General features: G+C 73.0%; 12 protein-coding genes and 1 pseudogene. 7 read left to right on the top strand and 6 right to left on the bottom strand.

The features are described 5' to 3' along the window. Positions 1 to 75: 75 nt before the first annotated feature. From ACFYWQ_RS35870 to ACFYWQ_RS35860, 3 genes are all read left to right on the top strand, one after another. A complete protein-coding gene (locus ACFYWQ_RS35870) occupies positions 76 to 1,452 on the top strand; it encodes an NAD(P)/FAD-dependent oxidoreductase (protein ID WP_389522540.1) in 1,377 nt (458 codons plus the stop codon). A 48-nt stretch (positions 1,453 to 1,500) separates the two neighbouring features. After that, complete coding sequence (locus tag ACFYWQ_RS35865) at positions 1,501 to 2,211, top strand: hypothetical protein (RefSeq protein WP_389522538.1); 711 nt, start codon at positions 1,501 to 1,503, stop codon at positions 2,209 to 2,211. Between the two features lie 179 nt (positions 2,212 to 2,390). Next, on the top strand, positions 2,391 to 3,212 hold the full coding sequence (locus tag ACFYWQ_RS35860; RefSeq protein WP_389522536.1) for a nucleotidyltransferase: 822 nt from the start codon (positions 2,391 to 2,393) through the stop codon (positions 3,210 to 3,212). Between the two features lie 200 nt (positions 3,213 to 3,412). Here ACFYWQ_RS35860 and ACFYWQ_RS35855 read toward each other — a convergent pair. Beyond that, a pseudogene (locus ACFYWQ_RS35855) lies at positions 3,413 to 4,147 on the bottom strand (DUF4328 domain-containing protein). 362 nt (positions 4,148 to 4,509) lie between these two features. Between ACFYWQ_RS35855 and ACFYWQ_RS35850 the strand changes: the two are divergent. Next, positions 4,510 to 5,238: a dienelactone hydrolase family protein gene (locus ACFYWQ_RS35850; RefSeq protein ID WP_389522534.1), complete on the top strand. Its 729-nt coding sequence runs from the start codon at positions 4,510 to 4,512 to the stop codon at positions 5,236 to 5,238. An 87-nt stretch (positions 5,239 to 5,325) separates the two neighbouring features. Here the strand turns inward: ACFYWQ_RS35850 and ACFYWQ_RS35845 are convergent, their stop codons facing one another. Further along, positions 5,326 to 5,865 (bottom strand): hypothetical protein, encoded by a 540-nt coding sequence (locus ACFYWQ_RS35845; RefSeq protein ID WP_389522532.1) that lies wholly within the window; start codon positions 5,863 to 5,865, stop codon positions 5,326 to 5,328. 313 nt (positions 5,866 to 6,178) lie between these two features. Here ACFYWQ_RS35845 and ACFYWQ_RS35840 point away from each other — a divergent pair, with 313 nt between their 5' ends. The 3 genes from ACFYWQ_RS35840 (at position 6,179) to ACFYWQ_RS35830 (ending at position 8,906) form a co-directional block, all read left to right on the top strand. Further along, positions 6,179 to 7,210, top strand: a complete 1,032-nt coding sequence (locus ACFYWQ_RS35840) for a LacI family DNA-binding transcriptional regulator (protein ID WP_389522531.1) — start codon at positions 6,179 to 6,181, stop codon at positions 7,208 to 7,210. A 665-nt stretch (positions 7,211 to 7,875) separates the two neighbouring features. Continuing rightward, positions 7,876 to 8,568 carry a response regulator gene (locus tag ACFYWQ_RS35835; protein WP_389522530.1) on the top strand — a complete coding sequence of 231 codons (693 nt, stop codon included), beginning with the start codon at positions 7,876 to 7,878 and terminating at the stop codon, positions 8,566 to 8,568. 113 nt (positions 8,569 to 8,681) lie between these two features. Continuing rightward, positions 8,682 to 8,906 carry a hypothetical protein gene (locus ACFYWQ_RS35830; RefSeq protein WP_389522528.1) on the top strand — a complete coding sequence of 75 codons (225 nt, stop codon included), beginning with the start codon at positions 8,682 to 8,684 and terminating at the stop codon, positions 8,904 to 8,906. A 112-nt stretch (positions 8,907 to 9,018) separates the two neighbouring features. On the opposite strand, the gene ACFYWQ_RS35825 is transcribed toward ACFYWQ_RS35830, so the two are convergent. The 4 genes from ACFYWQ_RS35825 to ACFYWQ_RS35810 all read right to left on the bottom strand — a co-directional run bounded on the left by ACFYWQ_RS35825 (position 9,019) and on the right by ACFYWQ_RS35810 (position 13,837). Continuing rightward, positions 9,019 to 9,246 carry a hypothetical protein gene (locus tag ACFYWQ_RS35825; RefSeq protein ID WP_389522526.1) on the bottom strand — a complete coding sequence of 76 codons (228 nt, stop codon included), beginning with the start codon at positions 9,244 to 9,246 and terminating at the stop codon, positions 9,019 to 9,021. Next, positions 9,239 to 9,895, bottom strand: a complete 657-nt coding sequence (locus ACFYWQ_RS35820; RefSeq protein WP_389522525.1) for a DUF6338 family protein — start codon at positions 9,893 to 9,895, stop codon at positions 9,239 to 9,241. Before ACFYWQ_RS35820 ends, ACFYWQ_RS35825 begins: the two co-directional genes overlap by 8 nt. Positions 9,896 to 9,946: 51 nt before the next feature. Then, on the bottom strand, positions 9,947 to 12,991 hold the full coding sequence (locus ACFYWQ_RS35815; protein WP_389522524.1) for a CHAT domain-containing protein: 3,045 nt from the start codon (positions 12,989 to 12,991) through the stop codon (positions 9,947 to 9,949). 228 nt (positions 12,992 to 13,219) lie between these two features. Further along, the gene (locus ACFYWQ_RS35810; protein ID WP_389522522.1) at positions 13,220 to 13,837 is read right to left on the bottom strand and encodes a TOPRIM nucleotidyl transferase/hydrolase domain-containing protein; all 618 of its coding nucleotides are present in this window, start codon (positions 13,835 to 13,837) and stop codon (positions 13,220 to 13,222) included. Between the last annotated feature and the right edge of the window lie 77 nt (positions 13,838 to 13,914).

Here is a 13,914-nt window from a genome sequence, read left to right as displayed (position 1 = left end):
TGCACCGCCGGCGGGAGCGCTCGGACACAGCAGCGGGAGGGCGCGCAGATGCACAGCGACGGGAGGGGTGCGCACGTGACGGACCGAGGGTGCCGGCGGTACTCCGGCCAGGCCGTGGTCGTCGGCGCGGGCATAGGCGGCCTGGCCGCCGCGCGGGTGCTCGCCGACCACTTCGAGGGCGTCGTGCTGGTGGAGGCGGGCGAGCTTCCGCCGTACGCGGGTCCGCGCGCCGGTGTCCCGCAGGCACGGCACGTGCACGGAATGCCGGCGCGGGGCGCCGGACAACTGGAGCGACTGTTCCCGGGCCTCCGGGCCGAGCTGATCGCAGTCGGGGCACCGCTGTTCGACCACGGTCTGTCCGCGTCGACCACGGTGTTCGCAGGCCGCGTGCCGCGCACGGAGGCGGGGGTGCGGGCCCATGCCTTCTCACGGGACCTGCTGGACTGGTCGCTGCGCCGACGCGTGACGGCACAGCCGCGGGTCGAGGTCCGCGACCGGTCCCCCGTCACGGGGCTGTGCTGGAACGGGGACGCGACGCGGGTCGTCGGCGTGCGGCTGGCCGGGAGCGAGGTCCTCGACGCCGCTCTGGTGGTGGACGCCTCGGGCCGGTTCTCGAAGCTGCCCCGCTGGCTGGTGGAGGCGGGGTACCCGCGCCCGGCGGAGAAGGTCGTCGACGCGGGGCTGGCGTACTCGACCATGGTCTTCGACGCCCCCGGCCCGGACTTCGAGGCCCTCCAGCACATGACCAGCGCTCCCGACCTGCCGCGCGGCGCCTTCGCCGTGCACGTGGAAGGCGGTCGTTGGGTCGTCACCGTGTTCGGTGCGGGCGGGGACCATCCGCCCACCGACGAACGGGGCTGGCGGGAGTTCGCCAGGAGCCTCGGCAACGCGGACCTCGACGGGCTCCTCGGATCCGCGACCCCCGTCGCGGGCGTCGGCGTCCATGGGTTCAAGCGCACGGAGAACCGTCGCACCGACTACGCGGGGATGCGGCGGTGGCCGAGGCGACTGGTGGCGATCGGCGACTCGGTGGCGGCCTTCGATCCCGTGTTCGGGCAGGGCATGACGGTGTCGCTGCTCCAGGCCGAGGCGTTGGGCGACACCCTGGCCAGGGCGTACGACCTGGACGCGGTCGCGCGCCGGGCCCAGCGCCGGGTCGCGGCGATCGTGCGGGCGCCCTGGCTGATGTCCGTCAGCGAGGACCTGGCCTGGCACCACCACCGCGAACGCGGCGCGCTGCCGCTGTGGCTGCGCGCGGCCCTCTGGTACAAGCGGCGGCTCCTCCGGCTGGTGGTCGCCGACCCGGAGGCGTTCCGCGTGTTCGTGGGCGTCTGGCACATGGTCAGGTCGCCGACCGCGCTCGGCAGCCCGCGGATGCTGGCCAAGGTGGTGTTCAGGGCGCGGCGGACCGGGGCGCCCGGCCCTGCCGCGGACGGCGACGGCGCGCGGTGACGAAGTGAGGGAGCAGCCAGGCCCCGCTGGGGCGGAAGGCGGTCGACGATGTCGGAGACCCAACAGATCCGGTTGGGGGCCTGGGCCGGAATAGCGAACCTCCTGCTCTCCCTGGCCGTCCTGCTCACCACGCGGGACTCCTGGAAGTTCTGGCCGGTCCGCGGCGACTCCGACGCGGAGTACGCGGCCTGGTTCGACCGCTACTCGGCGGGGGCGTCCGCCCAGACCTTCTCCACGAACATCGGCGCGCTCCTGGGAATCTGGTTCGCCTTCTCCCTCACCCGGGCCCTCCGGCTTCCCCGCGACTCCCTCCTGTCCTTCGTCATCCGGACCTCCGCCACCGCCATCGTGCCCGGCATGCTCGTCGTGAACGCGATGTTCAGCGTGACGAGCACTCCGCAGTTCATCGACGACCCCGTGTCCTGGCCCCTGCTGCGTGCCTTCACGGAAGCGTGCCTGCACACCTTCTACGGCCTGCTCTCCGTGTTCGCGTTCCTGCTCCTCGCGGCGGCCGTCGCGATCCACCGCAGCCGGGAGCTGCCCGCGTGGACCGCGTGGACCGCGCTGGCGGCGGGTCTCGTGACGCTCGCCTCGGGCGCGGTCTCCCTCGTCCGCTCCGGTTGGCTGGCACCGCTGTCCCTGCCCTCCGTCACCCCGTTCTTCCTCTTCTGGCTGTGGGTGGCCGCCGTCGGCGTGGCCATGCTGCGGCTGCCCTCCCGAGACCTCCCCGGTCCCGGGAACCGGCCCGGCCCCGGGTGACACCGCCGGCCCGCCGCGGCCGAAGGGCCCGCGGACCACGGTCGGTTCACGGGCCCCTTCCGCGCGACGGAGACGCCGGCACCCTGCTCGCCGCCGACGTGTTCCCGGCCCATGGCGGCTGCGCCACCCCCTCGGAAAACGGCTCGGCAGCACACGGCAGTACCGGGCACAGTGACCTCATGAGCGAACACGGGCTGGCCCATGACGGAACGATCGCACGTGAAGGCGCACTGGTCCGAGTGCGGGCAGCGTTCATCCCCGTCGTCGAAGCCGCCCGCACTCGGCTCGCCGAGACGTTCGACGGCGCGCGGCTGCACAGCGCCTACGTCTACGGCAGCATTCCTCGCGGCACCGCCATCCCCGGCGTGTCCGACCTCGACCTCCAGCTCGCCCTCCACGACGAGCCCACCGAAGCCGACCGCGCCGACGCCACGGCGATCGAGGTCGCGCTCGACGAGGCATTCCCCCAGATCGACGGCGTCGGCATCCTGCTGACCAGTACCCGTGCTCTGCTCAGCGACCTCGAACGCCACGACGCCGGGTTCTTCATCGCCTGTCTGTGCACCCCGCTGCTCGGCCCCGACCTCGCCGAAAGGCTTCCCCGCTACCGCCCTACGACCGAGCTCGCCCGTGAGACGAACGGCGACCTCGCCCTCGCGCTGAAGCGCTGGCGCGTCCGAGCCGCCGAAGCCGCCACGGACGCCGACCGCAGGGCGCTCAGCCGCGGGGTCGCCCGGCGCATCGTGCGCACCGGATTCACCCTGATCATGCCTCGCTGGGGTGGCTGGACCAGCGACCTCGTCGAGTCCGCCGAACTCTTCGGCCGCTACTACCCCGAGCACGCCGACCGGATGCGTACCGCCGCGGCCATCGGCCGCGTCCCCTCGGCCGATCCGGCGGTGCTCAGCACACTCATCGACGACCTGGGCCCCTGGCTCGCCGCCGAATACACGGCCGTGCACGGGGAGAAGGCACCCCGTCCGCACGACGTACGTCCGTGACCGGCACGCCCCGGCCGCCCCGCACTCCGGCGACCCCGCCCACGATGGCCTGCCCGCCTGCTTCCAGCACCTGTCCGAGGGACCACCCGTCCTTCCCGTCGGTGCCCGTCGGTGCTCGTCGGCCTGGGCATGGACCTGTGTGACGGTCCGGGCCCAGGGCCGTTCCGCTGCCGGTGCCGACTCTCTGACGGAGTTGATTCTTACGCCGAACCGGCCGGCGTGTGCTCGGCAGTCGCCGTCCCGAACGGTCCGTGCACCGCCTTGTGCCGCTGCATGGTGGTGATCTGAACGGCGAAGTACGCGGCGGCGGCAGCGGCCAGGATGTGCAGCGCGTCGGAGACGATGTACCGCACCAGCCCGTCCTGGATCTCCGGCAGCGTTCCGGCGTCCTCGAACTTGGCTCCGGCGACTGTGTCGAACAGGACCGAGAAGACGAACAGTCCCCACCACAGGTTGAGCGGCCAGATCCGCGGCCGGTGGCCCTCATCGCCGGACGGCAGCAGCGTGGCGGCTCCCCACATGTCGAAGGCGACACGGTAGGGCATCCACAGATTCGCCAGCGGGACGCATCATGCGCCGACAGCCCAACCAGGGCCGTAGCGGAAGCGATCGGGCGCCAGCGGTCCGGTCGCGCGACGCATCCGGAAGAACCAGACGACGAAGACGATCGCGCAGGGCAGGAACACCATGACCTGCACGCGCGTGGCCGTCTCGTACAGCGAGGCGGCGGTGTCGAGATCTTCCTGGGGAGCTGTGACGAACCCGGCGTCCCCGTCGATCGTCAGCCGGTACCGAACGCCGGCGAAGATGCTGAACAGATCGCAGAGCGCCACGAGCGCCAGTCCCGTGAGCGTGGCGATGAGGAACCCCCGCGACGGCACGGGCGGGGCCCCGGGCAGCGGTGGCAGCGGATGCGATGCGCGGGACGCGAACATGACGATGAGACCCCCCACGGGCGACGAACACGGCAGCGCTGCGCCTCAAGATCGCACAGCCGACGCACGATATGCCCGGCGCGAGTATCCCGTCCATGACAATGCGGGACCGGCGACTGGCGGCCGTCATGGGGACCCTCTTGCCGCCGCGTCAGGCGATGTTCGCCCCGGTGTGGAAGAAGGGGGGCGGCGAAGTCGCCTGTGGTAGGTTCAGCGCCGCTGAGTACCACTGGGTGGTACCGCTGAGTGCCGCTGCGAACCGAGGAGGTGAGACCGATCAACGCTGTGACAGGTCGGGGCTCCCTCCTCCGTATGCCCTAGGGAGCGCCCGCACAAGGCATCCCGAAAGGCTTGAAACGCTGATGCGCTTCACCTCCCTGACGTCGTCGGACGGCGTCACCGAACAGCTCTTCACCCTCGGTGAGATCCCCGGTGTGCTGTGGACCCCGGAAGGTGCCCGCGGTCCTCGTTCCCTGGTCCTGCTGGGCCACGGCGGCGGACAGCACAAGATGACCCCCGGCATCGTGTCCCGTGCGCGCCGCTACGCCGCCGAGGGTTTCGCGGTGGTCGCGATCGACGCGCCCCACCACGGCGAGCGGCCCAAGGACGAGGAGTTCGGCCGGATCGCCGCCGAGATGCGGGCCGGTATGGCTGCCGGTGGGAATCCGGGCGCGCTGGTCGCCGGCCTGCACGGCTACCTGGCTCCACGGGCCGTCGCCGACTGGCAGGAGGTCCTGACCGCGGTCCAGCGCCTCGACCAGGTCGGTGTCGGCCCGGTCGGCTACTGCGGCATGTCGATGGGCTGCGGGCTCGGTGTCCCGCTCATCGCCGCCGAGCCCCGGATCCGTGCCGCGGTGCTGGGCCTGCTCGGAGTGCACGGGCTGGCCGAGGACGCCGCGCGGGTCACCGTGCCGGTGCAGTTCCTGGTCCAGTGGGACGACCGCATGGTGCCGCGGGACCAGGGCCTGGCACTGTTCGACGCCCTGGCCTCGGCTGAGAAGACGCTGCACGCCAACCCCGGCCAGCACGGGGGTGTGCCGTCGTTCGAGGTGGACAGCTCGCTGCGGTTTTTCGCCCGGCATCTGATCTGACGCGAGATCGCACTGCCCGGCGCGCCGGCCGGAACCCGTTCCCGGCCGGCGCGTTCGGTCCGGGCCGGACCGTCGAGACGCGACGTCTCAGCGCGCGTACACCCGCGCCGTCACGAAGGCGGCTATCTCTGCCACGAACGGGAACCCGGGCTCCAGGAAGAGCCGGCCGCGGTGCACCGGGTTCGCCACCGGGTCGACCATCAGTCTGTGGGTCCGCTTGAACTCCTTGCCCAAGCCGTCCTGCACCGACGTCACGGTGTGCCGGGCCTCCGCGACCTCGTCCCAGGCCAGGACCACAGGGGTGCCGCCCTCGGACAGCCACGCCACCCCCTCCTCCCAGACGACCACCCAGGTCGTCGGATGCCGGACGCCGGGGCGTTTGTCCCAGGCGACCCACAGCATCCCGAGGGTCATGAGGTAGCCGATCGACAAGCCCATGACGGCCTGGAACGGGAGGTCCGGCCAGAGGAACACCACTCCCCAGGTCGTCAGCCCGCCGATGAGGAGCGCGAAGGACAGCGCGGTGATCAGCGCGGGCCAGGAGCCGCCGCGCATCCGCCCGCCGACTGTGTAACGCGCCTCGCCCCAGCCCGTGCCCCTGGTCGCCTCCCCGAACGCTTCGAGCACGTGATCAGGGAATCCCACCCGTTCCACTTCGCTTCGCCCCCTCCGAGCACGCCGCCAGGCGCAACCCGCTTGTCCGCAACGGCCGTTGGCGCTTCCACGCGCCGTCAGTATGCACTACCCAAACGTTTGCGCCAAACGTTTGGGTAAAGGTGTCCGGCAGGCCGCGGGACGCGTCGCCCCGCATCCTCGCCGGCCCCGAGGCGCCGGCCCCGAGGCGCCGGCGCCTCGGTGGTCGGCGCCGCATCGGGATGCGTGACAATGGATGCCGCCGACGACGCGGGTGCGTTGTCGAACAGAGGACGGGGGCACGGTCATGGGGGCGGGCAAAGGGCCAGTGACGCTCCAGGGCATCGCCGAGCGACTCGGCCTGCATGTGTCCACCGTCTCGCGGGTGTTGAACGGACCGCGCGACGGCAGCGCCCGCGCCGCATCCGGCGACACCGCCCGCCGTATCCGCGATCTCGCGGACGAACTCGGCTACCGGCCCAACCCGTTGGCGACGGGGCTGCGCACCCGTCGGAGCAACCTCATCGGTGTGCTCGTGCCGCGGCTGTCCGAGATCGTGATGGCGACGGTCTACGAAGGCGCCGAGGAGGCCGCGGCGGCCCACGGGCTGTCGGCCTTCGTCACCAACACCCACGACGATCCGGCCCTCCAGCGGGAGCGGATCGCCATGGTGCTGGCCCGCCGCGTCGACGGACTGGTCATCGGCGACGCGCATCTGGACGGGGCCGCCCTCGACCTGCCCGCCCTGCGCACCACACCCTTCGTCCTCGTCAACCGCCGCACCGGTGCCGGGCACACCTCCGTGACCTGCGACGACCGGCTGGGCGGGCGGCTGGTCGCCGAGCATCTGCTGGAGCTGGGGCACACCTCGGTCGGCGTCATCGCCGGAGAACCCTTCGCCAGCACGGGAGCGGACCGGACCGAGGGCTTCGTCGAGCGCTACCGGGAGGCGGGACTGCCGTTGCCCGCACGGCGGGTGGTGCACTCGGCCTTCGACACGGTCGGCGGGCGCCGCGCCGCGTTCGACCTGCTCCACAGGGCGGAGGACCGGCCGACCGCACTCTTCGCCGTGAACGACTTCGCCGCCATCGGAGCCGCGGGCGCGGTCCGGGACCTCGGACTGAGACTCGGGCGGGACCTCGCGCTGGCGGGCTTCAACGACACGCCTCTGGCCGCGGAACTTCCCGTGCCGCTCACCAGCGTCCACTCGCCCATGGCCGAGCAGGGACGCCGAGCGGTGGACCTGCTGGTGCGCCGCATGGCCGGCGAGGAGATCGAGTCCGAGGTGCTGGCGCCACGGCTCATGGTGCGGGAGTCCACGGGCGCACCCCGCTCCTGACCACCGGCCGGCATCGCCCACCGGGCGGTGATCTCTCCCAGAGCCCGGTGTCCTCCGGCGTCCGGCCCTCGGGCCAGGTGCCCGGCGTCGTCTCCCACGCCCGCGGTTGACGAGTCAACCGGAGGATGACCTGGCCGTCGGTACCAGGTTGACCCCGAGGAGCCGTTCGGCGCCGGAAGTTGACGTAGCCGCTGCCCTTCTGCCGGACGCCGTCGGCACCCCCGCTCTCCTCACCTCGGTGGTGCCGGGACGACGTGCCGGCACACCAACCCGATGAGGAGAGCCACGACGTGATGTCGGAACTCGCCCTGCCGGGAAAGGCGAGCGTCGTGAATCGAGAGCGGCCGGGCACGGCCGGCCACGGGGGACCACCATGAACACCGCAATCCGCAAGAACCACAGGAACCGCAAGAAATGTGCGGGGCGCGGACGCCGGCCGAGCTGGAGCGGGACGTAGGCAGGAGCGCAGGCCCGGCCGGGGGCCGGGCCGCGCGCGGGGAGCGGAGCGAGCCGCCTTGAACGGCGCCCTGGCGGCCGTTCGACCTGTGGGCTCATCTGCTCACCTCGGTGATCGCCCTGTCACTCGCCCTGCGGGAGAACCGGCCGTTCGGCGTGAGGACCGGAACGGCGGCCGATCCGTGGCGTGAGCATCTCCGAGGAGCGCTGTGGCCCGCATCCTGGTGGTGGACGACCAGCACCTCATCCGCTCCGGCATCGTCACGCTGCTGCGTACGGTGGAAGGGCTGGGCCCGGTCCTGGAGGCCTCGGACGGCGAGGAGGCCGTCGCCGTGGCACGCGAGCACCGTCCCGACCTGATCCTGATGGACATCAAGATGCCCCGGCTCAGCGGACTCGCCGCCGCCGAGCGCATCCTCGCCCTCGGTCTCGACCCGAATCCGCGCATCGTCGTGCTCACCACCTTCGACGACGACGAGTTCGTCTACGCGGCCCTGCGCGCCGGTTGCAGCGGCTTCCTGCTGAAGGACATGCCGCCGCAACAGCTTCTCAGCGCCGTCACGGCGACCCTCTCCGCCGACCTCCTGGTGGCTCCGGCACGCGTCCGGCGGCTCGTCGAGAGGCACGTCGTCCACCAGCAGCAGCCCCCGGCCGGCACCGGCTCGACGAGCACGCTGACGGGCCGCGAGGTGGAAGTGCTCGGGCTCGTCGCCAAGGGGCTCGCCAACGAGGAGATCGCCGACCGGATGCGCGTCAGCGAGTCCACCGTCAAGACGCACCTGCACCGGGTGATGACCGAGCTGAACCTCCGCAGCCGCGCCCAAGCGGAGGTGTTCGCCTACGAAGCGGGCATCGCGCAGGTCGGAGGCCGACCGGTGCGGCCGGGCGACCCCGGCGCGTGACGGTCGCCGCGAGGCGCGCCGGCCGTGGGTCCGGTCCACTGTCGTCCCAGCAGGGCGGCCGACCGGCACAGGCCCCGTTCTTGTGAGCACGCACCGCTTCCTACACTCACTGGATGAACAATGACACGTGCACCCATTGCGGCACCGTCGGTCTGATGGAGGGTTTCATCGAGGACGCCGGCGAGCACTCGCGCGGGTACGCGCGCTGGATCGAAGGCGCGTTGGAGCGGGGGTTCCTCGGGGGTGCCAAGCGGATGGGCCGGCCACGGCGGCAGATCGAGGCGTTCCGCTGCCCCAAGTGCGGGCACCTGGAGCTGTTCGCCACCGGCGAGGTGTAGGCGGGCAGCCGGTTCCCGGGCCGTCGTCGCGCTGACCCCTGGGCGTCGCGCTGACCCCCGGGCGTCGCGCTGACCCTTGGCGTTGCGCTGCCCCTGGGAGGCTGTGCCCGCGTCAGCCGCCCGGGGTGTCCGGTCGTCCGTCGGGGGTCTGCGAGGGTGGGTCGCCCGCTTCCGGTGGCTCCACCGCCGCCGTGGAGGCGCCGGCGCGCCCGGGCGGCGGAGGGGGCGGTGTCTCGGCCGCCGGCGTCACCGGACGCCAGCCGCGATCCTGGTCGAGAGTCTGGAGGAAGGCCAGTTCCTGCGGGGTCAGTTCCTCTTCCGGGCCGTGTGCGTCAGGCATCCGGTGTCCTCGCATCCGCAGCGGGTGGGTCCAGCAGTTCCAGGACGTCGATGTTCTCAACGCGTAGATAGAGCCCCGCGGTTCCCGCCACCGGCGGGCCGAACGAACCGTCCGGATTCATCTGATAGCTCCACTGGAGGAACAGGTCGCCGGCGTGCGGATAGCCGGACGCGTAGGAACGGGCGTCGAACCAGCCGCCCACCCACGTGCCGTCCTTGAGCCGGGCCCGCACGAAGCGCGGCCGGGCCTGGGTGCTGTCGCCGAACATGTGGTCCCACGCCGTGGGCGCCGCCCGGTAGACGGTGCGCGCGCCACGCCGTTCCCACCACGACACCGCCGCCGCCACCAGCGCGGGCACGCCGAGGAACAGACCCAGCGCCCAGAGCCCTGCCGCCCGGGGGTGCTCCGCCACCACGCCGTAGCCGGGCCCGGAGCGGCGGTACCTGTCGACGAGATACGGGCCGAGGACCACGGCGTAGAAGGAGTCCAGCGCCACGCCCGCGGTGAGGGCCCGCATCACCCGGTCCGCGAGCTGCTGTTCGCCGCTCACCGGGCCGCGCCACCGCTCCCGGAGGTACTGGTACGTCATCCCCGGCAGGACGAGGACCACCAGCAGGGCCAGCTGTTCGAGCGTCGTGGGTGCTTGCACCGTCTCCGCCTTCCGTGTTCCAGGTCCCGGCGAGCGCGGGCGGCGACCGTGTCAGGCACCGGTGTGCAGATGCGCGGCCCACAGGGACGGGAAACTCGGGTACTGGGCGCGGACCTCGTGGACCGCGCGGTGCAGCGCCCAGGCCGAGGGGCCCGAGGTCACCTGGCGGTAGAACGCCGCGGCCATCGTCGCCGCGGGCGCGTCCTTGACCTGCCACAGTGTCCCGATCACCTGTGGGAAACCGGCGAGTTGCAGCGCCGAGACGAGATGGATGGACTCGTCCATGAGGTCGGCGGCCTCGGAGACCGCGGTGTGACACGCCGACAGGTAGGCCAGTCGCGCCCGGTCGAGGCTGACCGGGCGCAGGGCGGCGACGGTCAGCCTGCCCGTCTCGTGGTCGTGCAGCAGCAGGCCGCTTCGGGACGGGTCGGCGGGGTCGCTGCCGGCGTGGCAGGCGAAGTGGGTGACCTGGTAGTGGGGGAGACGTGCCAGGACCGTGCCGCGGGTGGGCAGTTCGGAAGGCGTCCCTGTCCCTCGTTCCCGCTCTGCCGTCCCCGCTGTTCCTGCCGTGCCGGACGCGTCGGTCGCGTCGGTGGCGTCCTCGCCCAGGACGTCCAGGTCGGGCCAGACCGACCGCAGAGCCGCCACCTCCTGCGGTATCGCCTCCAGGACCGCGCCGCCGGGCAGGCCGGGAGTGGTCGGCATGACCACGGCCAGGGCGGCCGTCCCCTCGGCCGGTATCGCCGTGCCGGACGTCCGCGTACGCTCGCGGGCACGGCGCAGGGCCCGTACGGTCGGCGTGTAGGAGGAGACCACCCGGTCCAGGACCGTGCGCCGGTCCGGCGCGTCCGCCGGGTCGGTGTGGTGGCCGGCCACGTGGAGCGGCAGCGAGCCCAGCAGGCCACCGGGTATCCACCAGAGCCGGGGCCAGCTGCCGGGACTCTCGCCGGTGTGTCGCGTCGCCAGCCCCAGCGCGTCGAGGACCGGTCCCGCGGCCGTGTCCCAGAGCCAGCGCAGCACGCCGTGGAGGGTGCGCTGCGCCGCCAGTCGCTCCTCGGGGCTGCCCTCGCGGCCCAGCGCCTCGTGGAACGTGGAGATCTGCTCGGTCACACGGTCCGACGTGAGGCCGGGCAGCCTCAGCGCGCGGACGCCGTCGGGCCGCAGGAGGAGGGCGTCACCGCGCGTCCGGCTGACGTTGAACACGACCAGGGGTCCGTCAGCCGTCTCCGCGAGGAGTTCCGACGTCTCGGGCGGCAGGGCGAAGGAGTGGAATCCGCTCTCGCGGCGGATGGCGTCCAGTACCTCCTCGGTCCGCACCGCCAGCTCGTGCAGGTCGGCCAGGCCGGAGTGGATCTGCCGGATCGGGGTGCCCGAGGTGTCCGCTCCGGTCGGCCCGCCGCCGGAGGCCCGTTCCACCAGGTCGCGCAGCTCCAGGTACCGGGCGGCCAGTACGGGATGCGCCGCCTGGAGGTCGGTGAGGTCGCTGCGGGTGTTCAGGATGTGGGAGAGCAGCACCCCGCGGCCCGCTTCGAGCAGTCGTAGGGCCCGCAGCCCGCGTTCCTCGTCGCTGCCGGGCCCGGCGAGCACCAGCGAGGCGGCCTCACCGGCCAGCCCGGCGAAGGCGCCGAGCGAGTGCTGCTGGTCCCCGGCCGTGAGGCGGAGGGAGGTCAGGCTCGGCAGCAGGAGGACGGCCTGCTCCGCCGCGTCCGCCGCCCGCACCGGGTCGACGCCGGACAGTGCCGCGCTCGCGGAGCGGGCCGCCCGGATACGGATCGACGGCGCCGCCGTGTCGAGGCCCGCCGCCGCGAGCCACGCGGCCACCGCCGCCTGCCGGTCCGCGTCGGCGCCGAGACGCTCGGCCCGCAGCGCCAGGTTGTTGCCGAGGGTGTGGAGCCGGAGGGCACGGTTCGGGTGCTCGGGGCCGGTCGCGGCCTCCGCCGCCTGCGCCGTGGCGACGGCCTCCTGTACGTCCTCCAGCCCGCCGCCGCGCTCGGCCCTGGTGCCCAGCGCGGCCGCCAGGTTGGCGAGGTAGCCGGCGCGGTGGGGACTGTCGTCCGAGGCGGCGTCGACCGCCCGCCGGCTGAACCGGATCGCCTCGTCGAGGTCGCTCAGGTCTCCCGGGCCGCCGAACCGCTCGAAACGGGTACGGAGTTCGATGCCCAGCGCGGAGAGCCGCGAGGCGGCGTTCGGGCTGGTGGACGCGGTGGCCGCCACCCCTTCCCGGGCGCTGTCGACGGCCTCGTCCAAGTCCGCCCGCGTGCCCGTCCGTTCGAACCGGGCGTACAGGGCCGCGCTGAGATTGGCCCAGCACAGACCGCGCTGGTGGTCCCCCGGCGGAGTGAGCCGCGCCGCCTCCCGGAGGTGGCGGACCGCCTCGGTCACGTCGTCCAGCGCACCGGTGCGCACGAAACGGGCGCGGAGCGCCGTGCCGAGGTTCGACAGCACGGTGGCCCGGTGCGGGTGACCGGAGGGGAAGCGGGACTCGGCCTCCCGGCCGGCCTTGATCGAACGGTCCAGGTCCCGCTGGTCGCCCCGCCGCTCGAAACGGACCTGGAGGGCGATGCCCAGGTTGGCGAGCACCGCTCCGCGATACGGGTGGGAACCGGGGGCGGCGTCGGCAGCCCGCTGGAACGACGTGACGGCGTCCGCCAGATCCTCTTCGTTCCCCTTCCTCTCGAAGCGGGCGCGCAGGGCCGTGCCCAGCGCGTTCCGATGGGCGGCCCGGTTCGGGTGGTCGTCCGGGGCGGAGTCGGCCGCCTCCCGCGCCGCCGCGACGACCGCGTCGAGGTCGTCGTCCGAGCCCGAGCGCTCGAACCGGGTGAACCGGATCGTCGCCAGATTGGACAGCACGTCCGGCCGCGCCGGGTAGTCGGCGGGCGCGGCGCGGACCGACTCCTCGGCCCGTTCGACGGCGGCCTTCAGATCGTCCGGATTCCCCGAGGCCCGGAACCTGTGGTGAAGCGCCGAGGCCAGGTTGGAGAGATATCCGGCGCGCTTCGGTTCGCCGGCCGCGGTGAGGTCGACCGCCTCGCCGAAAGACCGTACGGCGGCGTCGATGTCCGACACCTGTCCGGTCCAGGTGAAGCGCTCGGTCATCGCGTGCCCGCGCTCAGCCGACCTCTCGGCCGGCTCGGGCCCCGTGCCACCCACCAATTCTCCGCTCCCCCCGGGCAGAAGACAGATGCGAGGAAGGCGATCGTACGGCGGGCGGGCCCGGCTTGGACAGGGCGAGACTGTCGACCGCGTCATGCTCGACGCCGGCCTGGCCCACCTGCCCGCGCCGGACGGCTGACCGGCGCTCCGCCACGACAGATGGTGCGCCCCTCACAGGCCGGCGAGGAGGTCCTTCAGCGGGGCGGGCACCTGGCCAGGGGCGAGGGCTTCGACCAGGAGGCGGCCGTAGCGGATCTTGCGGCCCTTCTTCGTGCCCATGAAGCGGTGCAGCTGCCGGTGCCGGGGCCGGCCGAGCTGGGCGGGCTGCCGTACGAAGGTCTGCCAGGCGCGCAGCTCGTCCTCGGCCCGGACGATCTCCTCGACCCGCTCCGGGCCCAGCGCGCGGATGAGCTCGTCCTCCAGGTCCGCCGTGCAGACGAAGACGCTCGGGCGCGGTGCCCGGGCCGGGCCGAGGCCCCGGTCGAAGAAGGGCTTCTCGCGCTCGTCGCACAGACCGATCAGACGCAGGCCGAGACCGGACGGCCCGAGGAGCCCCGCGTAGCGGCCGACGCTCATCGCCCCGCCCATCGGCACCACGCACACCCCCTCGGCCGCCAGGTCACGGCCCCGTCCCGCGGCCAGCGCCTCGACGGCCGCGAGGTCGCTCAGCCCTTCCAGCAGGACCACCGTGTGCACCCCCAGGAGCTCCGCCAGCTCCCCGGCCGGCCCGCCGGAGCCACCGGCCGCCCAGCGTGTGACCTCGTCCCGGAAGATGCGCATGTCGACCATGCAGGGGAGTCTGCTCCGTCCACCCACGGCCGCGCACGCGACATTCGGCCGCGCGACGCCTGGGCGGCGAGGATGCC

It is taken from the genome of Streptomyces sp. NPDC003247 (genome assembly GCF_042888135.1).
In the GTDB taxonomy this organism is placed as follows: domain Bacteria; phylum Actinomycetota; class Actinomycetes; order Streptomycetales; family Streptomycetaceae; genus Streptomyces.
This window is presented reverse-complemented; position numbering and strand designations above follow the sequence as displayed.

Bases quoted from the DNA above. Each gene is read 5' to 3' on its own strand.
- ACFYWQ_RS35840 (WP_389522531.1), top strand. From the start codon at position 6,179: ATGGGGGCGGGCAAAGGGCCAGTGACGCTCCAGGGCATCGCCGAGCGA.
- ACFYWQ_RS35850 (WP_389522534.1), top strand. From the start codon at position 4,510: ATGCGCTTCACCTCCCTGACGTCGTCGGACGGCGTCACCGAACAGCTC.
- ACFYWQ_RS35810 (WP_389522522.1), bottom strand. From the start codon at position 13,837: ATGGTCGACATGCGCATCTTCCGGGACGAGGTCACACGCTGGGCGGCC.
- ACFYWQ_RS35825 (WP_389522526.1), bottom strand. From the start codon at position 9,246: ATGCCTGACGCACACGGCCCGGAAGAGGAACTGACCCCGCAGGAACTG.
- ACFYWQ_RS35865 (WP_389522538.1), top strand. From the start codon at position 1,501: ATGTCGGAGACCCAACAGATCCGGTTGGGGGCCTGGGCCGGAATAGCG.
- ACFYWQ_RS35830 (WP_389522528.1), top strand. From the start codon at position 8,682: ATGAACAATGACACGTGCACCCATTGCGGCACCGTCGGTCTGATGGAG.
- ACFYWQ_RS35860 (WP_389522536.1), top strand. From the start codon at position 2,391: ATGAGCGAACACGGGCTGGCCCATGACGGAACGATCGCACGTGAAGGC.
- ACFYWQ_RS35815 (WP_389522524.1), bottom strand. From the start codon at position 12,991: ATGACCGAGCGCTTCACCTGGACCGGACAGGTGTCGGACATCGACGCC.